The organism is Streptomyces sp. CA-243310, from assembly GCF_050936775.1.
Classification (GTDB): Bacteria; Actinomycetota; Actinomycetes; order Streptomycetales; family Streptomycetaceae; genus Streptomyces.
In genome coordinates this window covers 868,811-894,433 of sequence record NZ_JBNJMF010000002.1, presented here as the reverse complement: position 1 = coordinate 894,433, position 25,623 = coordinate 868,811, and the positions used below count along the sequence as shown (strand labels likewise).

General features: G+C 73.7%; 21 protein-coding genes. 14 read left to right on the top strand and 7 right to left on the bottom strand.

Going from position 1 to position 25,623, the window contains the following annotated elements; all coding sequences use genetic code 11:
• Positions 1–145 precede the first annotated feature (145 nt).
• Positions 146–1,552 (bottom strand): APC family permease, encoded by a 1,407-nt coding sequence (locus ACQEVM_RS21530; RefSeq protein WP_433081463.1) that lies wholly within the window; start codon positions 1,550–1,552, stop codon positions 146–148.
• Positions 1,553–1,882: 330 nt separating this feature from the next.
• On the opposite strand from ACQEVM_RS21530, the gene ACQEVM_RS21525 reads away from it, so the two are divergent.
• Complete coding sequence (locus tag ACQEVM_RS21525; protein WP_433081461.1) at positions 1,883–2,275, top strand: VOC family protein; 393 nt, start codon at positions 1,883–1,885, stop codon at positions 2,273–2,275.
• An 18-nt stretch (positions 2,276–2,293) separates the two neighbouring features.
• On the opposite strand, the gene ACQEVM_RS21520 is transcribed toward ACQEVM_RS21525, so the two are convergent.
• Entirely contained in the window at positions 2,294–4,432 is a 2,139-nt protein-coding gene (locus ACQEVM_RS21520) for a SpoIIE family protein phosphatase (protein ID WP_433081459.1), read from the bottom strand.
• Between the two features lie 49 nt (positions 4,433–4,481).
• Positions 4,482–5,906 carry an MFS transporter gene (locus ACQEVM_RS21515; RefSeq protein ID WP_433081457.1) on the bottom strand — a complete coding sequence of 475 codons (1,425 nt, stop codon included), beginning with the start codon at positions 5,904–5,906 and terminating at the stop codon, positions 4,482–4,484.
• A 138-nt stretch (positions 5,907–6,044) separates the two neighbouring features.
• Here ACQEVM_RS21515 and ACQEVM_RS21510 point away from each other — a divergent pair, with 138 nt between their 5' ends.
• Entirely contained in the window at positions 6,045–6,995 is a 951-nt protein-coding gene (locus tag ACQEVM_RS21510; RefSeq protein ID WP_433081455.1) for a LysR family transcriptional regulator, read from the top strand.
• A 154-nt stretch (positions 6,996–7,149) separates the two neighbouring features.
• On the top strand, positions 7,150–7,866 hold the full coding sequence (locus ACQEVM_RS21505; protein ID WP_433081453.1) for a class I SAM-dependent methyltransferase: 717 nt from the start codon (positions 7,150–7,152) through the stop codon (positions 7,864–7,866).
• Between the two features lie 69 nt (positions 7,867–7,935).
• Here ACQEVM_RS21505 and ACQEVM_RS21500 read toward each other — a convergent pair whose 3' ends face one another.
• A complete protein-coding gene (locus tag ACQEVM_RS21500; RefSeq protein WP_433081451.1) occupies positions 7,936–8,844 on the bottom strand; it encodes an alpha/beta hydrolase fold domain-containing protein in 909 nt (302 codons plus the stop codon).
• Between the two features lie 214 nt (positions 8,845–9,058).
• Here ACQEVM_RS21500 and tdh point away from each other — a divergent pair, with 214 nt between their 5' ends.
• The 6 genes from tdh (at position 9,059) to ACQEVM_RS21470 (ending at position 15,614) form a co-directional block, all read left to right on the top strand.
• Entirely contained in the window at positions 9,059–10,087 is a 1,029-nt protein-coding gene (tdh, locus tag ACQEVM_RS21495) for an L-threonine 3-dehydrogenase (RefSeq protein ID WP_433085294.1), read from the top strand.
• A 128-nt stretch (positions 10,088–10,215) separates the two neighbouring features.
• On the top strand, positions 10,216–11,418 hold the full coding sequence (locus ACQEVM_RS21490) for a glycine C-acetyltransferase (RefSeq protein ID WP_433081449.1): 1,203 nt from the start codon (positions 10,216–10,218) through the stop codon (positions 11,416–11,418).
• Between the two features lie 12 nt (positions 11,419–11,430).
• Complete coding sequence (locus ACQEVM_RS21485) at positions 11,431–12,345, top strand: LysR substrate-binding domain-containing protein (protein WP_433081447.1); 915 nt, start codon at positions 11,431–11,433, stop codon at positions 12,343–12,345.
• Between the two features lie 167 nt (positions 12,346–12,512).
• Positions 12,513–13,415, top strand: a complete 903-nt coding sequence (locus tag ACQEVM_RS21480; RefSeq protein WP_433081445.1) for an SIS domain-containing protein — start codon at positions 12,513–12,515, stop codon at positions 13,413–13,415.
• Positions 13,412–14,248 (top strand): class II fructose-bisphosphate aldolase, encoded by an 837-nt coding sequence (locus tag ACQEVM_RS21475; RefSeq protein WP_433081443.1) that lies wholly within the window; start codon positions 13,412–13,414, stop codon positions 14,246–14,248. The genes ACQEVM_RS21480 and ACQEVM_RS21475 overlap by 4 nt, the downstream gene beginning before the upstream one ends.
• Positions 14,249–14,423: 175 nt before the next feature.
• Complete coding sequence (locus ACQEVM_RS21470) at positions 14,424–15,614, top strand: acyl-CoA dehydrogenase family protein (protein ID WP_433085292.1); 1,191 nt, start codon at positions 14,424–14,426, stop codon at positions 15,612–15,614.
• Positions 15,615–15,927: 313 nt separating this feature from the next.
• Here ACQEVM_RS21470 and ACQEVM_RS21465 read toward each other — a convergent pair whose 3' ends face one another.
• A complete protein-coding gene (locus ACQEVM_RS21465) occupies positions 15,928–17,391 on the bottom strand; it encodes an MFS transporter (protein WP_433081441.1) in 1,464 nt (487 codons plus the stop codon).
• Positions 17,392–17,530: 139 nt separating this feature from the next.
• Here ACQEVM_RS21465 and ACQEVM_RS21460 point away from each other — a divergent pair, with 139 nt between their 5' ends.
• The 4 genes from ACQEVM_RS21460 (at position 17,531) to ACQEVM_RS21445 (ending at position 23,105) form a co-directional block, all read left to right on the top strand.
• On the top strand, positions 17,531–18,352 hold the full coding sequence (locus ACQEVM_RS21460; RefSeq protein WP_433085290.1) for a helix-turn-helix transcriptional regulator: 822 nt from the start codon (positions 17,531–17,533) through the stop codon (positions 18,350–18,352).
• A 125-nt stretch (positions 18,353–18,477) separates the two neighbouring features.
• Positions 18,478–19,389, top strand: a complete 912-nt coding sequence (locus ACQEVM_RS21455; protein WP_433081439.1) for an oxygenase MpaB family protein — start codon at positions 18,478–18,480, stop codon at positions 19,387–19,389.
• Positions 19,390–19,416: 27 nt separating this feature from the next.
• Entirely contained in the window at positions 19,417–21,486 is a 2,070-nt protein-coding gene (locus tag ACQEVM_RS21450) for a protein kinase domain-containing protein (protein WP_433081437.1), read from the top strand.
• Positions 21,483–23,105 (top strand): phytoene desaturase family protein, encoded by a 1,623-nt coding sequence (locus tag ACQEVM_RS21445; RefSeq protein ID WP_433081435.1) that lies wholly within the window; start codon positions 21,483–21,485, stop codon positions 23,103–23,105. The genes ACQEVM_RS21450 and ACQEVM_RS21445 overlap by 4 nt, the downstream gene beginning before the upstream one ends.
• 7 nt (positions 23,106–23,112) lie before the next feature.
• On the opposite strand, the gene ACQEVM_RS21440 is transcribed toward ACQEVM_RS21445, so the two are convergent.
• Positions 23,113–23,559: a nitroreductase family deazaflavin-dependent oxidoreductase gene (locus tag ACQEVM_RS21440; RefSeq protein WP_433081433.1), complete on the bottom strand. Its 447-nt coding sequence runs from the start codon at positions 23,557–23,559 to the stop codon at positions 23,113–23,115.
• A gap of 72 nt (positions 23,560–23,631) precedes the next feature.
• Positions 23,632–24,861, bottom strand: coding sequence for an FAD-dependent monooxygenase (locus ACQEVM_RS21435; RefSeq protein ID WP_433081431.1), 1,230 nt, complete (start codon positions 24,859–24,861; stop codon positions 23,632–23,634).
• Between the two features lie 76 nt (positions 24,862–24,937).
• On the opposite strand from ACQEVM_RS21435, the gene ACQEVM_RS21430 reads away from it, so the two are divergent.
• On the top strand, positions 24,938–25,537 hold the full coding sequence (locus tag ACQEVM_RS21430; protein ID WP_433081429.1) for a TetR/AcrR family transcriptional regulator: 600 nt from the start codon (positions 24,938–24,940) through the stop codon (positions 25,535–25,537).
• Positions 25,538–25,623 lie beyond the last annotated feature (86 nt).

The window sequence follows — 25,623 nt, the reverse complement described above, 5'->3', positions numbered from 1 at the left end:
CCGCGGATCACAGGCGCCCCGGAGGCGTTCGCGCCGGCGCTCGGCGACGCTCGCAACACGACCGCGACGTGGGTACGACGAAGCCGACCCGGCGTGCTCCGGGTCGGCTTCGTCGTGAGGTGCGGGGACAGCGGGGGCGTCGCCCTCAGGCGGCGGCCTCCTCGCCGTCATCCGGGATGCTGACCAGCCAACGGCTGTCCTGGCGCGGGCGCAGGTACAGCGCCCAGTACAGGGTGGCGACGGCGGTGATCCCGCCCGTCCACAGCAGGTACTGCGTCTCCTGCTGCGTCAGGATGTACGCGAACACGGCGATCAGCACCACCGGCACGGCCGGCCACAGCGGCATCCGCCAGGCCGCCGACGCCCCGTGCGTGCCGCGGCGGCTGTACAGCGCGGCGACCGCGACCAGCAGGTACATGCCGGTGACCGAGACGCCGGTGACCCCGTAGAGGGTGTCGAGGTTGACGAAGCACATGGCCGCTCCCGGAACGCCGACCAGCAGCGTGGCCACCCACGGGGAGCCGAAGCGGCCGAGCCGCGACAGGGCGTTGTTGACCGGCTCGGGCCAGGCCTTGTCGCGGGCGGAGGCGAAGAGCACCCGGGAGTTCTGGATGACCATCACGATGCCCGCGTTGACGATCGCGAGGGCGACGCACAGGCTCACGAAGGTGCCGACGGCCGAGTTGGACCAGGCCGTGACCATCGAGCCGATGTCCCCGGAGGACAGTACGGCCAGGTCGGGGGCGCCCATGGTGATGGCGACGACCGGGACCAGGATGACGGCGGTGGAGATGGCGAGGGTGGCGAGCACGGTCCGCGGGACGTTGCGGCGGGGGTTCTCCAACTCCTCCGACAGGTAGACGGCCGTGGAGAAGCCCTGGGTGATGAAGAGGGCGATGGCCAGCCCCGAGACCACCATCATCGCGGTGACCGGGGAGGTTCCCCCGTTGTCGGTGGCGACGGCGCCGTGCACCAGCACGTCGGCGCCGCGCTCGCTGTGGGCGAAGCCGAGTACGGCCACCAGCGCGGCGGCGATCACTTCGAGGACCAGGAAGATGCCGGTGATCCAGGCGTTGGCCCGGAGGTCGAGCAGGCCGGCGAGGGTGGCGAGCAGCATCACGCCGGCGCCCGCGAGCGGAGCCGGCACGTCGATCACCGGTGCGAGGTAGTCGGCCGTGCCCATCGCGATCACGGGCGGCACGATCATCACCACGAGCAGGGACAACACGAACACGAGCCATCCGGCGAGCCGGCCCGCCAGGGTGGACACCATCGCGTACTCGCCACCGGCGCTGGGGATGAGGGTGCCCAGTTCCGAGTAGCAGAACGCCACGCCGACGCAGAGCAGCGAGCCGATGGCGATGGTCAGGGCGGCCCAGGTGCCGAGATCGGCGAACAGGTCGGGCACGACGACGAAGAGCGTCGAGGCGGGCGTCACGCACGAGAGGGTGAGCAGGGTTCCGCCGACGACGCCGATGGAACGCTTGAGCTTCTGGGGGACGGGCCCGGTGGCGGGTGCGAGGGCCTGAGGTGCGCTGATCGTGTCAGACATCGGTGCGGTGTTCCGATCGGCAGATGCGGTGAGTGAGCGCGGGAGCGGTATCGCCTCCGAGGCGGTGGTGAGCAAGGTGGTTCGGTGACTCCCGGGCCGTCATGCAATCCCTGCGAGATCCGCAGGTCAAGAGCTGTTCACCTGCGGATTCCATCGTCGCGGGCCCGCTCCGGGCCCCGGACACGGTGTTAAGGCCGCGTAAACGTTGAACGAACGAGTGGTGCGGGAACCGCAGGATGATCGTCGCGAATTTTCCTCCGCTTTGCCGATCCGGGACCAGATCGGCCCCGAGCCCCGCGTACGGGAGGCTACTGCGGGTAAGCGCGGTCCATGACGGTCAAGAAGACGAGCGTTCTCGTATTGGACTGCGCCGAGCCGGAGGGCCTGGCGCACTTCTACGCCGATCTCCTCGGCGCCGAGGTGCGGCCCGGGGCGGGCATGGACATGGTCGAGGTCGTCGGCGGTCCCGGCGTGCACCTGGCCATCCGCAGGGACCTCGGTCACGCGCCGCCGAGTTGGCCGCGCCCCGAGGACTCCCAACAGGCACACCTGCGGATCCAGGTCGCCGCCGAGGACCTGGACGAGGCCGAGCGGGAAGCGGTGTCGCTCGGAGCGCGGCCCCTGGACGTGGACGTGGAGGACGGTCCGCGCGACGCCCGGCTCTTCAGCGACCCGGCCGGGCACTCCTTCACCCTCGCGGCGACCGGCCCTCTGCGCACCTGAGCCCCGACCCCTGACGGCCTAGCGGGGCGGCTCCGTGCGGGACGCCAGCAGCAGGGCGATGTCGTCGGGCCGGTCGTCGGTGTTCCCGACCTCGTGGACCAGCCGGTCGGCCATGTCCGTCAGCGGGGACGGCCGGCCGGCGGCCAGCGCGAGCCGCAGTCGCTCCACGCCCACGTCGATGTCGATGCCGGGCCTCTCCACCAGCCCGTCGGTGTACAGGGCCAGCACCGAGCCCGCCGCGAGCCGCAGTTCCGTCACCGGATAGCCGGCGTCCGCGTCGATGCCGAGCACCACCCCGCCCGGCAGGTCCAACACCGAGGTGTGGCCGTCGGGTTCGCGCAGCAGCGGCTGCGGGTGGCCCGCCCGGACGGCGCGGGCCCGGCCCGAGGTCAGGTCCATCAGCACGTAGCAACAACTGGCGAACTGGCCCGGGTCGAGGTCGATCAGCAGCCGGTTGGTGCCCCGCATCACCTGTTCGGGGTCATTGCCGCTCAGGGCGAAGGCCCGTACGGCGCTCCGCAGTTGGCCCATGGTCGCGGCGGCGGCCACCCCGTGGCCCTGGACGTCGCCGATGACCAGGGCCAGCATGTCGGGGCCCGTCTCGACGACGTCGTACCAGTCGCCGCCGACGTCCATCCCCGCGGTGCCGGGCAGGTACCGGCCGACCGTCGCCACGTGGTCGCGCACCGGCAGCCGGTGCGGCAGCAGGGCGGCCTGGAGTCCGCGGGCCAGGGTCGTCTCGCTGTCGTAGCGCCGGGCCCGCTCCAGGGCCTGGGCGATCAACCCGGCCAGTGCCGTGAGCACCGTGCGCTCCTCCGGGCTGAAACCGCGCGGCACGTCGAAGCCGAGGATGCAGGAGCCCACCGGTCGACCGGAGGCGATGAGGGGGAGGAAGGCGCGGGCCCCCACGTCGGCGTCCAGCGGGATCCCCGGGTAGGCGGCGGCCAGGTGCTGCATGGACTCGAAGAACATCGGCCGACCCGTGGTCAGCGTCTCCACGCCCGGCAGCCGCACGTCCAGCCCGACGCCGTCGAACCGGTCCAGGAATCCCTGGGGGAAGCCGGTCTCCCACGCCAGGTGCAGATGCCGCTCGTTGAGCAGGTAGATCGCCAACTGGCGCCCGCCGAAGGCCGGCAGCAACTCCTCGGTGACCACCGCAGAGACCTGTCGGGCCGTCATCGCCTCGGTCAGCGCGATGGCCAGGGCGACCGGCCGGTACAGCGCGGACGCCCGGTCGGCGGGAGAGCCGGCCAGGCCGGCCCCGGGGTGCTGTACGGATCCGGGCGCGTAGGCGGGCGGTTCCGCGGCACCGATCGTCACGGTCACCCCGCCGGGCCCGGGATGGAGTCCGACCGCGAGCCACTCCCCGGACGGATGGGGGCCCCGCCGCGCCGGGAAGTACACGGGGTCCGAGGCCAGGAACACGGCCCGGAAGTGGTCCTCGTACGCCGGGTGCCCGAGCCAGGGCAGGGCATCCCACAGCACCTTCCCGTACGAGGCGTCGTCGATGCCGAGCAGGGTCCGCGCTGCCGGGTTGAAGGCGACGATCCGGCCCTCCCGATCCGTCGAGAGCACCGCCTGGCTGAGCCGGTCCAGGGCCTCCCGGGCGCCGCCGGTCGCCGAGGGCCCCGGCACGGACAGCGGATCGTCGTCCCACACCACCCGTGCCCCGGTCGCCGCGAGCGCGGCCAGTTCCGTCGCGAGCCGGTCCGCGCTCTGCCGCAGTCGCCTTCGATCGGCGGCGTCGACCGGCACGCCGGGGGTCGCCGGGCGCAGCACCAGCAACACCCCGAACCGCTCGCCGTCGCCGGTGGTCACCGGCTCGTACAGCGAGGCGAAGGGGTACGGCAGCCCGGCCATCAGCTGGGGGAAGCGCCGCATGGCCGACTCGGCGTCGTACAGGTGGACGGCCTGCCCGGACCGGTAGGCCTCCGCGACCGGGTACGGCCGGTTCACGTGCATCCGCCACCACGGCCGGAACAACCGCGCGGGCATCCCGCTGACCGCCGCCATGCGCAGCCTGCCCTCCGTGCCGGAGCGCAGGTAGACCCCACCCGCGTACCCACCGACGGCCTCCATGGCCTTTACGGCCGCCCGCGCGAGCACCCGGGCCGTGGCGTCGGTGGCGGGGGTGCCACTGTCCGGTCTGGCCGTCACACAGCCAGCATGCGCCCGCGCCCGCGCCCCCGCACACCCGTCGGCGGGGTCATCCGCGCGTCCGCTCCCGGTACCCGGCCACCACCGCGACCGCCGCGACCAGCAGGACCACGGACACGGTCCGCAGCGCGACGCCCATGGCCTCGGTGAAGGCGACCACCTGCGCGGGGTCGCGCGGATCGCCGTGGAAGCGGGAGGCCAACACCGTGCCCACCACCGCCACGCCCAGGGCCGCGCCGATCTCCCGGGCCGCCGTGTTCAGGCCGGACCCCAGCCCGGCCTGGTGCGCGGGCAGCTCCGCGACCACCGTCAGGGTCAGCGAGGGCGCGCACAGCCCCGTACCGACCGACAGCACCAGCAGGTGGAACGCGTACACGGCGTACGGGGTGTCCGCGTCGGCGGTGGACACCAGCAGCAGCCCCGCCCCGATCAGGCCCAACCCGACGCCGACCGGCAGCCGGGGCCCGGTGCGCTCCTGGAGTCGCGCACCCAGCCGGGGGACCAGCGCCATGCCCACGGTCAGCGGGACGATGGCCAGGCCGGTGACCGCGGGGGAGAAGCCCTTCGCGTACTGGAGGTACTGGGCGTTCACGAAGAACAGTGCGAACAGCCCGAAGAACGCCGCCCCGATCCCCAGCGTCCCCGCCCGCAGCTTGCGCGAGGCGAAGATCCGCGGGTCCAGCAGCGGGTGCGCGCCGCGCAACGCGTGCCAGGTGAAGGCCGCCAACAGCGCCGCCCCCGCGCCGAACGCCGACAGGACCCGCGCCGACGCCCACCCGTGTCCGGGCCCTTCGATGATCCCGTAGACCACCCCGAACAGGGCTCCGGCCAACAGCAGCGCCCCGACGGGGTCGACGGACGCGTCCGGCCGGGAGGGCGTGCGGGGGACCGTGCGGGCCACCGCGAGCGCGAGCAGCGCGGCGAGCGGGACCACGGCCCAGAAGAGGGCCCGCCAGGTCAGGAACTCGCCGGCCAGACCGCCGCCGACGTTGCCCGCCAGGCCCCCGAGGCCCGCGGACAGCGTCCAGGTGGCCAGCGCCCGGCCGCGCTGCTCGGGCGGGCTCAGGTGCACCAGGACGGACATGGTGGCCGGCATGATCAACGCCGCGCCCGCCCCGCACAGACCGCGCCCGGCGATCAGGACGGCCGGGTCCCCCGCGAGCGCGCTCAGCGCCCCGCCCGCGGCGAACAGGCCGAGTCCGGCGAGCAGGGCCCCCTTGCGGCCGTGGCGGTCGCCGAGGGCTCCCGCCGGGATCAGCAGCGCCGCGAACACGATGACGTACGCGTCCACGGCCCACAGCAGCTGGTCGGGGGTGGGGTGCAGGGTGGAGGCGGCGAGCTGTGGGATCAGCAGGTTCACGGCGGCGACCATGCCCTGGGCGACGAGCACACAGGCGCACAGGGCGAGCAGGGCGGGGCGGGTGAGGGCGGGGGCGGCTGCGGCCCGGGACGGTTTCTGGGCATGGCGGAGCACGGCTCCTCCTGGAGTCGGTCGGTGCGAGGTGGGTGCTGCTCGGGCGGTACGGCCGCCCTGACGGGGGCCGGATCGGCCGCCCCGCTCACCGTAGGCTGGCCCTGACCTGCTTTCCAGTGCAATGTGTGCAAGGGATCGATGCGCGTGACGCAATCCGGGATGGACCTGAACCTGCTCGTGGCCCTGGACGTCCTCCTGGAGGAGTCGAGCGTGTCCCGCGCGGCGGCCCGCCTGCACCTGTCCGAGCCGGCCATGAGCCGCACCCTCGGCCGTATCCGCAAGGCCCTCGGTGATCCGGTCCTGGTCCGCGCCGGACGGAACATGGTGCCCACCCCGCACGCCCTCGCCGTCCACGGCGAGGTGCGGGCCGTCGTGGAACGGGCCCGCGCGCTCTTCCTCTCCGGCGGTCAGGTCGATCCGGCGACCCTGACCCGCACCTTCACCATCCTCGCGAACGACGCCTTCACGGCCGTGTCGGGCGCGGCCCTCTTCTCCCGGGTGACGAGCGAGGCGCCGGGTGTGCGGCTGCGGTTCCTCTCCGAGAGCCACGTCGACGTGCCGGCGCTGCGGGAAGGCGTCGCGGACCTGGAGCTCACCGTCATCGACGGCCGCGCCCCCGAGGTCCGCGTCGAGCACCTCGCCGACGAGCGGATGGTGGCGGTCGTCCGCGCGGGCCACCCCCTGCTCCGCGGCCGGATGACCGCACGCCGCTTCGCCGCCGCCGAGCACCTGATCGTCTCGCGCCGGGGCCGGCTCCAGGGGCCCGTGGACGCCGCCCTCGCCGAACAGGGCCTCACCCGGCGGGTACGGGGCAGCATGGGCACCTACCCCGCCTCCCTGTTCGTGCTCCGCGACACCGACCTGGTCGGCCTGATCACCACCCAGGGCGCACCGCTGGCCCACGGGATGGGCCTGGAGACCTTCCCCGTGCCGCTGGAGTTGCCGACGCTGCCGTTCGGGATGGCCTGGCACCCCCGCCACGACGCGGACCCGGCGCACACCTGGTTGCGCGACCGTGCCCGCGAACTGATCACCTCGCGGGAGGCCGGTACCCGCACGCCCGCCGTCGACCCGGGCCCGACGGTCTGACGTACCCGTCGGAAGCGGGAGTTCGACGGTCCCGCCCCCTGACGGGGCGTGGCGTCGAGCCCCGTACGCCGTACGGACCGACCCGAAACCCCGTCCGAGGGACGCACCCGTGTACGGCACCCTTCCCCGGTCCGCTCCGGGAAGTCTTGCGGACATGCGACAGCAGGACGACAGCCCGACACCCCCCACCGCCTTCTCGGCGGCCGACGCCTTCACCCTGCGCACCGCCCTGGACGCCCTCGGCGGGGTCCACGGGCTCGACACCCTCGACCTCGCCTGCGGACACGGCGGCACCACCCGACTCCTCGCGAGCGGCGGGGCCCGGCGGACCGTGGGCGTGGACAACTGTCCGGAACGCATTCGACGGGCACGCGAGACCCACCACGACGGCCCGGCCGGTCCCATCGAGTACGTCGTCGCCGAAACCGCCGCGATGCCGCAGTTGGGCCCCTTCGACCTGGCCACGGCCCTCTACCTGTTCAACCACGCACCCGACCGGCACGCCCTGCACTCCATGTTCCGGTCCATCCGCGCCAACCTGCGGCCCGGTGGCCGGCTGCTGGCCATCGTCCCGAACGCCGGGGCCTTCCCGCGCGTGGACTGGTCCCCGTTCGGGCTCCGCGTCCTGGCACGCGACCCCGACGGGGACGCACCCCTGGTGCGGGCCCAGTTCCTCACCGAGCCCCCGGTGCACGTCGAGTTCCGCGAATGGGCGCACGCCGACTTCGCGGAGGCGGCCGTCGAGGCCGGGTTCACCACCGCGGGATGGCAGCCTGCGCGGACCCCGCCCCCCTGCGCCGAGCGCGACGAGGCCTTCTGGGCGTCGTACCGGGCCAGGCCGGTCAGCTCGCTGATGACCTGCGTGGCCTGAGGGCGTCCGGCGGTGCGAGACCTGCCCCGGGCGTCTCCCGCGCCCCGTACGCCCCCACCACCCGGCACATCACCGCGTGGCGACCGCCCGGGTCAGCGCCACGATCCGCTCGCGGGCGGCCCTGCCCTCCGGCACCGGTTGGAACGGGTAGCCGTGCGACTGGCCCGCCGCCTCGTGGAACTCCACCTCGACGCCGGCGTCCCGCGCCCGACGGAGCAGCTCGTGACTGTCGGTGCCCAGCAGGTCCCGGGTCCCGGTGAACACCGTCAGCGGTGCCAGCCCCGCGAGGTCGCCGCGCAGCGGGCTGACCCTCGGGTCGTCGGCGGGGAGCGTACCCGCGTACAGGCGCCCGGCCTCGACCAGCCCCGCCCGCCTCAGCAGCGGATCGCCCGGCTCGACGGCCGCCTGACCGGGATGGCTCACGCTCAGGTCCAGCCAGGGCGAGACCAGGACGATCCGGGACGGCTGAGCCCCCGTGCGCTCCCGCAGGCGCTGCGCGGCGGCCAGGGCGATCCCGGCGCCCGCGCAGTCCCCGATCAGCACCGTCCCGCCCTCGTCGCCGCTCTCGATCAGCCCGCTGAGCAGGTCGGCGGCCACCGGAACGGTCCGGTCGGCGGTCCCGCGCGGGGCCAGGATGTACGCCGGCACGACCACCCGGGCCCTCGCCCGCGTCACCAGGGTGCGGACCAACGACCAGTGGGGCCGCAGCAACTCGCCCACGTAGGCGCCCCCGTGGACGTACAACACCCGCACCGCGGGCTCGACGCCCCGCGGCGACACGTCGTACACCGGCCAGGCCCCGACGAAGGCCCGCGAGACCTCCGCGACCCGACCCAGTGAACGCGGCGGAAGATGCGACGCGGGCCTCCTGACGGACTCCGCCACCCGGGCCCGCACGGCCTCGGCACCGGCATACCGTCTTCGACGCCCCACCGCGATCAGCGCCACCGACAACGCCTTGCTGCGCAGACTCGGCACGCCCCTCACCTCCCCTTTTTCCCGCCCCCGGCGCTGCCCGCGCCGGCCCTGCCCCATCAGGTGAGGAGCATAGGCGTGAAGCTGCGCTGTCGGCCCGCTTAAGAAAGTCTCGATGGACCGATCACCACCCCGCTCGGCACATTGGTGCACGTCAGACACCACACGGGCCCGCACGCCCCGAGGTGCTCCCCTCCGCATGCCTGGAGCCACGTTCATGAAGGCACTCGTCAAGCACAAGGCCGAGCCCGGGCTGTGGCTCATGGACGTCCCCGAGCCCGAGTACGGCCCCGGCGACGTGCTCATCAAGGTGCTCCGCACCGGCATCTGCGGCACCGACCTGCACATCCGGGCCTGGGACGGCTGGGCGCAGGGCGCGGTCAAGACCCCCCTCGTGCTCGGCCACGAGTTCGTGGGCGAGGTCGCGGCGCTGGGCGCGGACGTGCAGGACATCGAGATCGGCGCGCTGGTCAGCGGCGAGGGCCACCTGGTGTGCGGGAAGTGCCGCAACTGTCTGGCCGGGCGCCGCCACCTGTGCCGCAGCACGATCGGCCTCGGCGTCGGACGCGACGGCGCGTTCGCCGAGTACGTCGTCCTGCCCGCGCAGAACGTGTGGGTGCACCGCACCGAGGTCGACCTCGACGTGGCGGCCATCTTCGACCCCTTCGGCAACGCCGTGCACACCGCGCTGTCCTTCCCGCTCGTCGGCGAGGACGTGCTCATCACCGGCGCGGGCCCCATCGGCATCATGGCGGCGGCCGTGGCCCGGCACGCCGGTGCCCGCAACGTCGTCATCACCGACGTCAGCCCCGAGCGTCTGGAGATCGCCCGCAAGGCCGGCGCCACGCTCGCGGTGGACGTCCGCGAGTCGACGATCGCGGACGCGCAGACCACGCTCGGACTGCGCGAGGGCTTCGACATCGGCCTGGAGATGTCCGGGCGCGCCGAGGCCATGCAGGACATGATCGCCAACATGACGCACGGCGGGCGGATCGCGATGCTGGGCCTGCCCGCCCAGGACTTCCCCGTCGACTGGGCGAAGGTCGTCACCTCGATGATCACCATCAAGGGCATCTACGGCCGCGAGATGTTCGAGACCTGGTACGCGATGACCGTGTTGCTGGAGGGCGGGCTCGACCTCAGCCCCGTCATCACCGGCCGGTACGCGCACACCGACTTCGAGGCCGCCTTCGACGAGGCGTCCACCGCCCGCAGCGGCAAGATCATCCTCGACTGGACGGCGTAGCCTCCCCGGACGGCCCGCGGCCGTCCCCCCGAACCATCTCCCTCCGGCCGGGCCCCGCACACCCTCCCCCCTCCGCGGGGCCCGGCCCCCTCCCTCCGCCGCACCAGGAGAAAGAGAGCACGCCCGCCATGTTCGAGACCGTCCGCCAGGACCTGCGCAACACCCTCGACGAGATCCGCTCCGCCGGCCTGCACAAGCCCGAGCGCGTCATCGGCACCCCGCAGAACGCGTCCGTCGGCGTCACCTCCGGCGGCTCCGCGGGCGAGGTCCTGAACTTCTGCGCCAACAACTACCTCGGCCTCGCCGACCACCCCGAGGTCGTCGCCGCCGCCAAGGACGCCCTGGACCGCTGGGGCTACGGCATGGCCTCCGTCCGCTTCATCTGCGGCACCCAGGAGGTCCACAAGGAGCTGGAAGCGCGCCTGTCCTCCTTCCTGGGCCAGGAGGACACGATCCTCTACTCCTCGTGCTTCGACGCCAACGGCGGCGTCTTCGAAACCCTCCTCGGCGCCGAGGACGCGGTGATCTCCGACGCCCTCAACCACGCCTCGATCATCGACGGCATCCGCCTCTCCAAGGCCCGCCGCTACCGCTACGCGAACCGCGACCTCGCGGAACTGGAGACCCGGCTCAAGGACGCGCAGGACGCCCGCCGCCGTCTGATCGTCACCGACGGCGTGTTCTCCATGGACGGCTACGTCGCCCCGCTCGCGGAGATCTGTGACCTCGCCGAGCGCTACGACGCCATGGTCATGGTCGACGACTCCCACGCCGTCGGCTTCGTCGGCCCCGGCGGCCGCGGCACCCCCGAACTGCACGGGGTCATGGACCGGGTCGACATCATCACCGGCACCCTGGGCAAGGCCCTCGGCGGCGCCTCCGGCGGCTACGTCGCGGCCCGCACCGAGATCGTGGAGCTGCTGCGCCAGCGCTCGCGCCCGTACCTCTTCTCCAACTCCCTCGCCCCGGTGATCGCGGCGGCCTCGCTCAAGGTCCTCGACCTGCTGGAGTCCGCCGGCGACCTGCGCGAGCAGCTCGCCGCCAACACCGCGCTCTTCCGCGCGAAGATGACCGACGCCGGCTTCGAGGTCCTCCCCGGCGACCACGCCATCGCCCCCGTCATGATCGGGGACGCCGCCGAGGCGGCCCGGATGGCGGAGCTGCTGCTGGAGCGCGGCGTGTACGTGATCGGCTTCTCGTACCCCGTGGTGCCCATGGGTGCGGCCCGGATCCGCGTGCAGTTGTCGGCCGCCCACTCCACGGCCGACGTGGAGCGCGCGGTGGCGGCGTTCATCGAGGCCCGTGCGGCGCTCGGGACGGCTGTGGCCTGAGACAATGGCGGGGTGATCGACCCCCGCCGGCTGCGCATCCTGCGGGCCGTGGCGGACCACCGTACGGTGACCGCCGCGGCCGCAGCCCTGTACCTCACCCCCTCCGCCGTCTCCCAGCAGCTCGCCGCGCTGGAGCAGGAGACCGGACACGCCCTGCTCACCCGCAGCGGCCGGGGCGTACGACTCACCGCGGCCGGGGAGATCCTCGTCGGGCACGCCCACGAGGTGCTGGCCCAACTGGAGCGCGCCGAAGCCGAACTCGCGGCGTACGCGGGCGGCTCGGCGGGCGAGGTCACGGTCGCCGCCTTCGCCACCGGCATCGCGGAGGTGCTCGCTCCGGCGCTCGCCCGCCTCGCGGTGGACCATCCCGGCATCCGGCTCCGCGTCCGCGATGCGGAGGGCGACCAGAGCCTGCCGCTGCTGCTGGCCGGGGAGGCGGATCTGGCGCTCGCGGTGGAGTACCGAGGCGCCCCCGGCGCGGACGACGGCCGACTGTCGATCGTCCCCCTCTACGCGGAACCCTTCGACGCGGTCCTGCCGGCCGGCCACCCCCTCGCGGACCTGCCCACCGTGTCGCTCGCCGACCTCTCCGACTCCGAATGGGTGGGCCAGTACCCCGGCAACCCGTGCCACGACGTGACCCTGCTCGCCTGTGAACTGGCGGGCTTCCAGCCGAGGTTCGCGCATTCCTCCGACGACTTCCGTGCCGTGACCGCCCTCGTCGGCGCGGGCGGCGGCGTCGCCCTGGTGCCGCGTTCGGCCCTGCGCGGCATGGACCTCAAGGAGGTCCAGGTCCGCCCGGTCGCCGGCCCCGCCGCCACCCGCCGGGTCTTCGCCGCCACCCGCCGGGGCGCCGAGTCCCACCCGCTGATCGCCCCCGTGCTGGCGGCCCTGTCGCGCGAGGCGGAACGCGTCCCGACGCACTGACCCGCCCGCCCTTGCCTCTGCTCGTGTGCTCCGCGGGGCCCCGGCCCGACCCCCGCGTCGAGGGCGACCCGGCAGATCGCCGCCGTGGATGCTTGAAGTTGCGTGAAACTCCCCGCTACCTTGCGAGAAAACTCACACTCGCCGTCGTCGCGTACCAGGGAGCCCGTATGAGTCACGTCGCGCAGGAGTTGGCCACACAACCCGAATGCTGGGAACGGGCCGCCGAACTGGCCACGACACACCGGACCGTGCTCCCGCGACGCGGGGAGCGCACCGCGATCGTCGGCTGCGGGACCTCCTTCCACATGGCCCAGGCCGCTGCCGTCCTGCGCGAGGAGTCCGGCCAGGGCGAGACGGACGCCTTTCCCGCCTCCGAGTTCCCGCGCCACCGCCGCTACGACCGCGTCGTGGCGCTGACCCGCTCCGGAACCACCACCGAGGTGCTGGACCTGCTGGCCGGGCTCCGGGACGCCGGAGTGCCGACCACCGCCGTCATCGGGGACCCGGCCACGCCCGTGACGACCCTCGCGGACGACCTCGTCGTCCTGGACTTCGCGGACGAACGATCCGTCGTACAGACCCGCTTCGCCACGACGGCACTGACCCTGCTGCGGGCCCACGTCGGCGCCCACACCCCGGCCGTCGTCACCGACGCGCGCACCGCGCTCGCCGAACCGCTGCCCGCCGCGGTGGAGACCCTCGACCAGTACACCTTCCTCGGTCGCGGCTGGAGCGTGGGACTGGCCCACGAGGCGGCCCTGAAGATGCGGGAGGCCTCCCTGTCCTGGGCCGAGTCCTACCCGGCCATGGAGTACCGGCACGGCCCCGTCAGCGTCACCGGCCCCGGCACCGTCACCTGGTCCCTGGACGTGGCCCCCGACGGCATCGCCGAACAGGTCCTCGCCGCCGGCGCCGGATGGGTGGAGGGTCGGCTCGACCCCCTCGCCGAACTGGTCCGCGTCCACCGGCTGGCCCTCGCCGTCGCCGCGCGCCGACGGCTCGACCCGGACGCGCCCCGCAACCTGACCCGCTCCGTCATCCTCACCACGGGCGAGGAGGCGGTCCGATGACCCTCGTCCCCGCCGGCCGGCTGGTGTCGGACGCGGCCAAGGCCGGCCGCGCCGTCGCCGCCTTCAACATCATCACCCTGGAACACGCCGAAGCCGTGATCGCGGGCGCCGAACAGCTGGGCCTGCCGGTGATCCTGCAACTCAGCGAGAACGCGGTGAAGTTCCGGGGCGGACGACTGCTCCCCATCGCCCGCGCCGCCGTCGCCTGCGCGGAGGAGGCCGCCGTCCCCGTCGGTCTGCACCTCGACCACGTCAAGAGCGCCGAACTGCTGCGCCGGGCCGCGGACGCCGGCTTCGGGTCGGTGATGTACGACGCCGCGCAGTTGCCGTACGCCGAGAACCTGGAGGCCACCCGCTCCGCCGCCGACTGGGCCCACGCCAACGGGCTCTGGATCGAAGCCGAACTGGGCGAGGTCGGGGGCAAGAACGGGGCCGCGCCGCTCGACCCGCACGCGCCGGGCGCCCGTACCGACCCGGACGAGGCGCGACGGTTCGTCGCCGACTCCGGGGTGGACGCGCTCGCCGTCGCCGTCGGCAGCACCCATGCCATGACCAGCCGGACCGCCGCGCTGGACCACGCGCTGCTCGCCCGCCTGACCAAGGCGGTGGACGTCCCCCTGGTGCTGCACGGTTCCTCCGGACTCCCGGACTCCGAACTCGCGGCAGCCGTCGCGGGCGGCATCCGCAAGGTCAACATCGGCACCGCCCTCAACGTGGCCATGACGGAGGCCATCCGTACCCACCTCACCCCGGCGGACCCGCGCCCCTACCTCACGGCGGCCCGAACGGCGATGGCGGCGACCGCCGCCGCCATGCTCACCGCCCTGAACTGAGGGGGCCCCGCCCCGCTGGCGCGGCGGTGCGGGAGCGACCGGCCGGGCGGGGTGCGCCGCCGGCCGTTCGCTGCGGCCGTCGCGAACCCCTCCCGGGGGCCCTTCCGGATTCTTGGAACAGGTTCTAGTGTGCCCTCCGCCAGTGACGACGGACCGCGAGACCTCCGGAGGGCCCGTGCACCTCGAATACACGCCTGAGCAGCAGCGGTTGCGCACCGAGCTGCGCGCCTACTTCGCCGAGCTGGTGCCCCGGGACGTCCACGCCCGCTACGAGGACCCCGCCGCGCAGAAGCGCTTCTACCGCGAGACCATCCGCCGGCTCGGAGCCGACGGATGGCTCGGGGTCGGCTGGCCCGAGCAGTACGGCGGACGCGGGATGTCTCCCGTGGACCAGTTCATCTTCTTCGACGAGGCCGCGCAGGCCGTCGTGCCGCTGCCGCTCATGGCGCTGAACACCGTCGGGCCGACCCTCATGCAGTTCGGCACCGACGAGCAGAAGGCGTACTTCCTCCCCAAGATCCTCGCCGGCGAGATCGACTTCGCCATCGGCTACAGCGAACCCGACGCCGGCACCGACCTCGCCGCGCTCAAGTGCAAGGCCGTCCGCGAGGGCGACGAGGACACCGGCACGTACGTGGTCAACGGCCAGAAGATCTGGACCACCAACGGCGACACCGCCGACTGGGTCTGGCTCGCCGTCCGCACCGACCCCGACGCCCCCGCGCACAAGGGCATCACCATGCTCCTCGTGCCGACCTCGGACCCCGGGTACTCGTGCACCCTCATCAACACGCTCGCCTCGCACGACACCACGGCGAGCCACTACGAGAACATCCGCGTCCCCGCGAGCCGCCGCGTCGGCCGGGAGAACAAGGGCTGGCGGCTGATCACCAACCAGCTCAACCACGAGCGCGTCACCCTCGCCGCCCACGGCACCATGGCCATCCGCGCCCTGCACGACGTCCAGCGCTGGGCCGCGGAGACCAGGCTCGCCGACGGCCGTCGCGTGATCGACCTGTCCTGGGTCCGCGGCAGGCTCGCCCGCACGCACACCCGGCTCGACGCGATGAAACTGCTCAACTGGCAGATGGTGAACGCGGTCCAGGCCGGCACCCTCACCCCGCAGGACGCCTCCGCCGTCAAGGTCTACGGCTCCGAGGCACGCCGCGACGCGTACGCCTGGCTCATGGAGGTCGTGGGCGCGGCCGGCTCCCTCAAGGACGGTTCCGCCGGGGCGGTCCTGCACGGAGAGCTGGAGCGCGGCTACCGCAGCGCGGTCATCTTCACCTTCGGCGGCGGCAACAACGAGATCCAGCGCGAGATCATCTCGTGGATCGGCCTCGGCATGCCCCGCGTCCGCCGCTGACCGCCTGCGCCCCGGGCCCCGCTCGCCCGTGGGCCGACGTGCCGCACGTGAAGGCCGACGCCGTCGAGCGCCGCGAGCCGCGAGCCGCGAGTCCCGTCTGCGGCGCATGGCGCCGCTTCGGGGCCCCGGCCCGGGGTGCGGTTCGCGGTTCGGGGGGAGACTGGCTCGTGGACGAAGCCGGCCTCGGTGTCCCTCGCGAGACGGTCCGACCCTCGACCCACGAGCGCGCGAACTCCCGCGTCCGATCGACCCCTCCGTGTCCCGGATCGAGCGCCGATCGTCGTCGGTCCGGAACACCGGTTCCGCGCGAGGTTCACGCGGAGGGTTCGGTCGGGTCCGACAGGGCCGAGCGGGCGGCCGTCGTCGCCTTCGCGCCCAGGCCGAGGCCCATTGCCACCAGGACCGCCGCCGCGAGGACGATTGCCGTGTCGACCGCGAGCACCAGACGAACCCCGTCGAAGAGCGAGGAACCCGTCGTGGCGAGGACGCCGAGCAGCGGGATCCCGATGGTGATGCCGACCTGCTGAGTGGTGGTGACCAGGCCCGTGGCCAGGCCCTGTTCCGCGTCGCGCACACCGCTCGTCACGGTCACCCCGTACGAGATGATCGCGCCGAGGTGGCACATGCTGGCCAGCGAAACCGCGACGGTCGCCAACAGCGCTCCCGACCCCGTGCCCACGGCGAGCAGTGCCGCGGTGAACACGCCCTGACCGAAGAGGGAACCGACCAGCGTGCGTCGGGCGCCGAACCGGCCGATGACCCGGGGCGCGTACGAGCCGGCGACCACCGACGCGATGCCCTGGACCCCGAAGACCAGACCCGTCAGGAACGCCGACAGGTGCAGGGTCTCCTGGAGGTACAGGGTCAGTACGAAGACGACCGTGGACATCATCGAGAAGGTCACCAGGCCACCGAGGTTGCCCCAGGCCACTGTGCGCCGCTTGAGCATCGGCAGGGAGACGAGCGGGGCGGCGGACCTGGACTCCACCACGACGAAGGCGACGAGCAGGACTGGACCGGAGATCAGCGTCACCCACACGTCGGCGCCGTGGAAACCGCGCTGGGCGGCCGTGGAGAGGGAGTAGATCAGCGCGAGCAGACCGCCGGTGACCGTGACCGCACCCGGCACGTCCAGGCGCGGCCGCTCAGGGGTGCGGGACTCGGGCAGCAGGCGCGGCGCGACGACGAGGACGACGACGGACGCGGCGGCGAGGAGCCCCATCGTGGACCGCCAGCCCAGGGTGTCGGTCATGACGCCGCCGAGAACCATGCCGATGGTGAAGCCGAGCGACAGCAGGGTGCCGGAGATGCCGAGCGCCTTGTCGCGCAGCGGGCCCTCGGGGAAGGTCGTGGTCAGCAGGGACATGCCCGTCGGCACGATGACCGCCGCGCCGAGGCCCTGGAGCACGCGGCCGGTCAGGAAGGACGCCGGGTCCCAGGCGAGGGTGGTGAGCAGCGAGGCGGCGCCGAAGAGCGCGAGCCCGGTGAGGAAGAGCCTCTTGCGCCCGTGGAGGTCGGCGATCCGGCCGAAGAGCAGCAGGAAGCCGCCGGAGGGGAGCGCGAACGCGGTGACCGCCCACTGGAGGGCCGACCGGCTCAGGCCCAGGTCCTTGCCGAGCACCGGCAGGGCGACGTTCAGCACGGAGAAGTCGAGCGCCACCATGAACTGGGCGGCGCACAGGACGAAGAGGACGAGTTTGGCCCGGCCGGTGAGCCGGTCACCCTCCTCGGCCGCCGACCGCGGCCCGGTGAGTGTGGTGTGTGTGTCGATTGCCATGACCACACCCTCGCCGCCCGGGAATGCCCGTGGAGAGTGGGAACTTATCCTGTTGGTGGCACCACCAGGGTGCCGACAGGGGGAGTTCGTGGCCACACCGTTCGACAAGCACCGCCGTTCCGAACTGCGCGAGTTCCTGATGAGCCGGCGGGCCCGGATCACCCCGGCGGTGGCCGGACTGCCGGACGGCGGGGCCCGCCGCCGCACCCCCGGACTGCGCCGGGAGGAGGTCGCCGTCCTCGCCGGGGTCGGGGTCTCCTGGTACCAGTGGCTGGAGCAGGGCCGTGACATCACGGTCTCGCCCCAGGTCCTCGACGCGGTGGCCCGGGTCCTCAGGCTGACCAGCGCCGAACGCCGGCACCTGTACGTGCTGGCCGGGCTGAATCCGCCCGTCCTCGAAGTGGCCCCGGCGGACCGGGACATGTGTCACGGGTTGAAGCGGTTGATCGACGCGTGGATGCCGTTCCCCGCGCACATCATGGACGTCTACTGGAACACCGTGATGTACAACGACGCGGCCGCCCTGGTGCTCGGCATGCGTCCGGAGATCGTGCAGAACTGCCTGATCGCCTTCTTCACCGACCCGCTCTACCGGGCCCGTTCCAAGCACTGGGAGGAAGTCGCCTGCCACGTCGTCGCCCAGTTCCGGGCGGCGTGCTCGGAGTGCCCCGACGACGAGGGGTTCCGCTCGGTCGTCGAGGAGGCCAAGGAGGCCAGCCCGGAGTTCACCGAGCTGTGGGAACGGCGGGACATCCGGCCCGGCGGACTGCTCCGCAAGGAGATCGAGCACCCCGTCGTGGGTGCCCTCTTCTTCGAGTCGACCCAACTGCGCGTTCCGGCCCGCCCCGACCTGGGGATCGTCCTGCACACCCCGCTGCCGGAGGCGGCCACGGCGGAGAAACTGGACTGGCTGACCTCGCCCGAGGGGCGGCGGGGGGTCCTGTACCCGCTCGCGGGCTGACCCCCGCCGCAGCCCGTGCCCGTGCGTGCGCCCGTGCCGCCCGTGCCTGCGCCGGTACCCGTGCCGGGACCGGGAGCGCGTCCTATGATGCGGACGGACGTTCCACGAGGAGACTCTCGCGCACGATGAGCGGCGGAGGTGTCGAGATGGCGACGAGCGGCGCACCCGACCCCGGGCTGTACGGCCCCGGGTCCGTCACCTGGCAGTGCCACGGGGACCCGATGATGTGGATCGCCGGGGTCCGCGCGCTGTACCTCCAGGCCCTGCACCCGCTCGCGGTCCGCGGGGTCATGGAGAACAGCGACTTCCGGCGGGACGCGTGGGGCCGGCTGCTGCGCACCGCGGACTTCGTCGGCACCCTCACCTACGGCACCAGTGAGGCCGCGGAACTGGCCGGCGCCCGGGTGCGCGGGATCCACCGGAAACTGTCCGCCACGGACCCCGCCACCGGCGAGCGGGTCCCCGTCGACGACCCGGGCCTGCTGCTCTGGGTGCACTGCGCGCAGATCGACAGCTTCCTGCACGTCCTGCGCCGCTCGGGCTTCCCCCTCACGGCCGCCCAGGCCGACCGGTACGTCGACGAGAACCGGGTCAACGCCCGCCTCGTCGGCCTGGACCCCGCCGAGGCCCCCGCCGACACCACCGCCCTCGCGCACTACTTCGAGCGCATCCGGCCGGAACTGGCGGCCGGTCCCGACGCGCACGCCGTGGACGACTTCCTGCGGGGCCCGCCCGTCCCTCCCCTCCTCGTGCCTGGCCGAAACCTGCTGTGGCGCCCCCTGGCCGGGCTCGCCTACGGATCGCTCCCCGGATACGCGCACCGGCTGTACGGCAGACCCGCCCCGGCCCCACGAGTCGTCACCCGTCACCTGCGTCTCACCGGACGCGTCCTGCGCGGCATTCCCGCAGGTCTGCGTTGGCAACTCCCACCAGGTCACATCTTGAAAGCGATGCGTCGCATGGGCCCCGATAGCCGCCCCTCGGCGTACACACTGCGTACATCAGCGGCCATACTGGACCGGCCGGGGAGGGCGTAGCACGACACACGGGGGCGGCTTCAAGACATGGCGGAGTCCAGACTGATCCAGGGCCGGTACCGGTCGCTCGACCTGATCGGTCGCGGCGGCATGGGCGAGGTCTGGCGGGCGCGGGACGAGTCGCTGGGGCGGCAGGTCGCGGTCAAGTGCCTCAAGCCCCCGGGGCCCGAGCAGGACGGCCACTTCACCCAGGTGCTGCGCGAGCGCTTCCGCCGCGAGGCACGGGTGGCGGCCTCCCTCCAGCACCGCGGCGTGACGGTCGTCCACGACTTCGGCGACGACAGCGCCGCCGGCGGGCCCCTCTACCTCGTCATGGAACTCCTGGAGGGGCGCAACCTCAGCCAACTGCTGGAGGACAACGAGGCGCGTCCGCTTCCCGTCGACGTGGTCCTCGACGTCGCGGAGCAGATGGCCGCGGCCCTCGGATACACCCACGACCAGGGCGTGGTGCACCGCGACCTGAAACCCGCCAACATCATGCGCCTCACCGACGGCACGGTGAAGATCTGCGACTTCGGCATCGCCCGTCTCGCCCACGACATCGGCTTCACGGCCAAGCTCACCGGCGGCGGCATGGCCATGGGAACCCCCCACTACATGTCACCCGAGCAGATCGCGGGCGGTGAGGTCGACCACCGCAGCGACCTCTACTCCCTCGGCTGCGTGCTGTACGAGATCGCCACCGGCGCCCCGCCCTTCGACCTCGGCGACTCCTGGTCCGTGCTGGTCGGACACCGTGACACCGTCCCCGTCCCGCTGCGCGAGCACCGCCCCGAGCTGCCCGAACACTTCGAGCGGCTGGTCCTCGACCTGCTCGCCAAGCGTCCCGAGGACCGGCCCGGCGACGCCCGCCACCTGCACCGCCGGCTCGTCGAGGCCCGACCGGGCCCCCGTGGGACGGTCGGCGCCCCCGCCCCGCTGCCCGCGTGGGCGGCGGGCATGACGGCCGGGCGCAAAGCCGGCCTCGACGCCCGCCCCGCCAGCGGGGAGTGGGCCGTGCTCACCGGCTCCTGGACGGCGACCCGCGCCGACGGGGCCCGGCCGATCGTGCGACCCGACGCCGCAGCGGACCCGAGGCTCACCGCCGCCTACGGGCTCCCGCGCCCCCCGTCACCCGAGCCGGGCGACCCCGACCACCCCGACGCGCTGGCCGCCGGGCACACCCGCGCGTTCACCCTCAGCCGCGCCGGCCGGCCCGAGGAGGCGTTGGCCGCGTACGCGGCCGTCGCCCGCGGCCGGGCACGGGCACTCGGCCCCGACCACCCCGACACCCTCGCCGTTCGCCAGGAGGAGGCGTACGAACTGGGCCGGCTCGGACGCCACCGCGAGGCGTACGAGGTCTACGGCGCGGTGCTCGCCGCCCGCGCCCGCACCATGGGCCCGCGCCACCCCGACACCCTGCGCTGCCGCCACAACCTGGCCTGCGCCATGGGCGCCCTCGGCCGGTACGCGGACGCCCACCGCATCGCCGCCGAGGTCGCCGCCGACCGGGCGGAGGTCCTGGGCGCCGAGCACGCCGACACGCTCCTCACCCGCTACGAGGTCGCCTACGCCCTGGGCCGCCTCGACCGCTGGGAGGACGCGCTGGCCGCGTTCCGGCAGGTCGCCGCGGTACGCGAACGCGTCCTCGGCCGCGACCACCCCGACGCCCTCGCCGCCCGCTACGAGGTCGCCATCGCACTGGGCCGCACCGGACGCCCCGCGGACGCCCTCGAGCTGCTGCGGACCCTGGTCCGCGACCGCACCCGCGCCTACGGTGCGGTCGACCCCGAGACCCTGCGCGCCCGGCACGTCCTCGGCGTCAACCTGGGCCGGCTGGAACGGTGGGACGAGGCGGTGGCGGAGGCCCGCGAGGTGGGCGCGGCGCGCGCGGAGACCCTCGGCGCCGAGCATCCGGACACCCTGGTCAGCCGGCGCGAACTCGCCGTCGGGCTGGGCCGGCTGGGTCGGTGGGACGAGGCGCTGCCCATCTACCGGGAACTCTCCGGCATCCGCGAACGGTCCCTCGGCGACGAACACCCCGACACCGCGCTCGCCCACGCCGACGAGGCACACTGTCTGGAGCGGCTCGGCCAGGTGTGCTACCAAGAACCATGACCACCTCCGCGGGCTTCCGACAGGGCGACGGACAGGGCGACGGACAGCGCATCGGGCAGGGCCCACGGCGGGCCGTGTACGACGCGGTGATCGTGGGCGGCGGGCACAACGGCCTGGTGGCCGCCGCCTACCTGGCCCGCGCGGGGAAGTCCGTACTGGTCCTGGAACGCCTCGGACACATCGGCGGTGCCGCCGTCTCCACGCGCCCCTTCGCGGGCGTGGATGCCAGGCTCTCGCGCTACTCCTACCTCGTCTCCCTGCTCCCGGCGAAGATCGTGCGCGAACTGGGGCTGCGCTTCGAGGTCCGACGCCGCACGATCTCCTCGTACACCCCGGTCGAGCGCGCCGGTCGGCCGGGCGGACTGCTCGTCGGCGGCGGCGAGGCCCGTACCCGGGAGTCCTTCGCCCGGTTGACCGGCTCGGACCGGGAGTACGACAACTGGCGCGCCTTCCACGCCACCACGGCGGAGGTCGCCCGCACGGTGTTCCCGACCCTGACCGAGCCCCTCCCGACCCGGGAGGAACTGCGCGCCCGGGTCGGTGACGACGCCGCGTGGCGGATGCTGTTCGAGGAGCCGTTGGGCGTGGCGGTCGAGCGGAACTTCGCCGACGACCTCGTACGGGGCGTGGTCCTGACCGACGGACTGATCGGTACCTTCGCGGACGCCCACGACCCCTCGCTCGCGCAGAACCGCTGCTTCCTCTACCACGTCATCGGCGGGGGTACCGGCGACTGGGACGTGCCCGTCGGTGGCATGGGCGCGCTCACCGACGCCCTCGCCGAGGCCGCGCTGGCGGCCGGCGCGGAGATCGCCACCGGCCACGAGGCCCTGCGGATCGACACCGACGGCGCCGGGCCGGCCGAGGTGAGGTACCGGACCGCGACGGCGGAGGGAGCCGTCGCCGCGGCGACCGTCCTCGTCAACGCCTCGCCGCGGGCACTGGCGGAACTGCTGGGCCGGCCCCCGGTGGAGCCGCCGGCGGAAGGCGCCCAGCTCAAGGTCAACATGCTGCTGCGCCGGCTGCCCCGGCTGCGCGACGCCTCGGTGGACCCGCGCGAGGCCTTCGGGGGAACCCTCCACATCGCCGAGGGGTACGAGCAGCTCGGCCGGGCCCACGCCGAGGCCGCCACCGGCGAACTGCCCTCCGTGCCGCCCTCGGAGATCTACTGCCACTCGCTGACCGATCCCACGATCCTGGGGCGGGACCTCGTGGAACAGGGCTACCAGACCCTCACCCTCTTCGGCCTGCACACCCCGGCCCGGCTGTTCGAGAAGGACAACCGGGGCACGCGCGAGGTGCTGCTGGCCGGCACCCTCGCGCAACTCGACGCGCACCTGGCCGAACCCCTCACCGAATGCCTGGCCCTCGACGAGGACGGCCGGCCCTGCATCGAGGCCAAGACCCCGCTCGACCTCGAACGCGAACTGCGCCTGCCCGGCGGTCACATCTTCCACCGCGACCTGTCCTGGCCGTACGCGGACGGCCGTGACGCGGGGCGGTGGGGCGTGGAGACCGAGTACGCCAACGTGCTGCTGTGCGGGGCGGGCGCCGTGCGCGGCGGCGGGGTCAGCGGGGTCCCCGGCCACAACGCGGCGATGGCCGTGCTGGGACGCTGACCCCCCGCTACGGGGCGACGGGCTCGATGACCACGATCGGGATCTCCCGGTCCGTCTTGGCCTGGTACTCGTCGTACGCGGGCCAGTGCCCGACCATCAGCGGCCAGAACCCGGCGCGTTCCTCGGACGTCGCGGTCCGTGCGAGACCCTGGACGATCTTCGGGCCGACCTGGATCCGCACCTCGGGGTGGGCGGTCAGGTTCCGGTACCAGAGCGGGTGCGCGGTGTCACCGCCGTTGGACGCGACGATGAGGTAACGCCCCGCGTCCTCGCCGTAGATGAGCGGGGTGCGCACCGGATGGCCGGAGACCCGGCCGACGGTGGTGAGCAGGAGGGTCTGGGTGCCGTTCCAGTACCGCCCCTCGGCGCCGCGGGACGCGACGTACTGCTTGACGTGGTCCAGCTGCCACCCGGGCTTGGGGTCGTTGGGGTGGTCCCAGTCGATGTCGCTCATGTGGCTGCCTGCCCTCGCTGTCGAACGGTGATCGAACCTCGACAACGACTGCCAACGGCCCGGGGCACGCTTTCATGCCGCAAACGGGGTACGCGTCGGGCCCGGCGGCTCCGGCAGGGTGAACCCGTCGAACAGGTCGTCCAGCGCCCGCCGGGTCACGAGGGCCGGAGTGGCGCGCATGGCGAGGTCGCGCACCGCCACCGCGAGCGGGTGGGTGAGCGCCGCGATCCGTCCGGCGCGACGGGCCCGGACCCGAAGGGCGTCGGTACGGGCACCGCGGGCCGCGTCGTAGGCGGCCAGGGCGGTCGCGACGTCGGGCCCGTCCAGCAGGTGGGCGAGCACCACCGCGTCCTCGATCGCCTGGCAGCCGCCCTGGCCGAGGTTGGGCGTCATGGCGTGCGCGGCGTCGCCGATGAAGACCAGGCGGCCCAGGTGGTGGCGGGGGAGCGGAACGGCCAGGTCGTACAGGTCGTGCCGGAGCACGGCCGCCGGGTCGATCCGCTCCAGCAGCGCCGGGATCGGGTCGTGCCAGGTGCGGAAGCGGCGCTGGAGTTCAGCGCGTACGTCCGCCGGCCGCCGGCCCTCGGGGACCACGGCGGTGGCGTAGACGTAGACCCGCCCGTCGGCGAGCGGGACCGTGCCGAAGCGCTCGCCGCGCCCCCAGGTCTCGGCCGCCACGGCTTGCGCGCCGGGTCGCCCGCCGTCCGGCGCCGCAGGCAACACGGTGCGCCACGCGGTCTCACCGCTGTACCGCAGCCCGGGATGGTGCGGGAAGTACCGGCGGCGCAGCGGGCTGTGGATGCCGTCGGCCGCGACGACGAGGTCGGCGGGCGGCTCCGCCCCACCGGCGGTGCGGACCACCGGGAGGCGGCGCCCGCCCCGCGCCGCGTTCCCGTCGGGCTGCTCCACGGAGGTGACGGCGGTCCCGTACCGGATGGTCCCGGCGGGGAGGGCCGCGGCCAGGGCCGCCGTGAGGGACCGGCGGTGCACGGCGAGAGGGGGTCGCCCGTACCGGGCCGCCATCTCGGCGGTGTCGGCGTGACTCAGCCAACTTCCGTCGGGCCGGCGCACGCCCATCGCCGCGGCGACGGTCCGGCCCGCGGCGCGACCCGCGTCGAATCCGATGGCGTCGAGGGCGCGCAGGGCATTGGGTGCCAGGACGATCCCGGCGCCGACGGCGGACGGTTCCGGGGCGCGCTCGCAGACCGTCACCCGCCATCCCTTGCGGTGCAGGGCCACCGCCGCGGTCAATCCGCCGATTCCGGCACCCACCACGACCGCGTGACGCCCGCTGTCCGCCATGGCACACCTCTTCCGCCCATCGAGCCCTCTACATCTGTAGAGGCGCAGCCTCACTCTACAGCTGTAGAGTGAGGCCATGTCCACCCCCGAACCCCCGGCCGACCGCAGGACCCTCATCGCCGACACCGCGATCGGCCTCGTTGCCGACGGCGGGCTGCGCGGCCTGACCCACCGCGCCGTCGACGGCGCGGCCGGGCTGCCGGCGGGCAGCACCTCCTACTACTTCCGCACCCGGACCGCGCTGATCGGCGCCTGCTACGCGCGCCTCGCCGAGCTGGACCTGGCCGACTTCGACGGCGGGGCCGCCCCCACCCTTCCCGGCCGCCCGGACCGGGACACCGCGGCGGCGGCGCTCGCCGCACTGCTGCACCGCTGGCTCACCACCGGCCGCGCCCGCCAACTCGCCCGCTTCGAACTCAGCCTGGAAGCGGCCCGCAACCCCGAGCTGGAGCGCGAGTTCCACAGCGCCGGACTCGGCGCGCGGGCCCGCGCGGCGGGCATCCTCGCCGCACTCGGGGCGCGCCGGCCCGAGGAGTCCGCGGAACTCCTCGTCGCCTGGACCGACGGGCTGCTGTACGACCGGCTGGTCGGGGCGATGGCCCGCTCCCGACCGGCCCCCGAGCCGGCCGAACTGACCGCGGTGGCACGCCGGATGATCGACGCGGTACTCGCCTGACCCGGTCGCGCCCCGCCCGCCGGGGGCCCCGCCCCGGTGGCGGACCGTCCCGACGCGCCGGTGGCACGCGCCGGCTCGACCTCGTC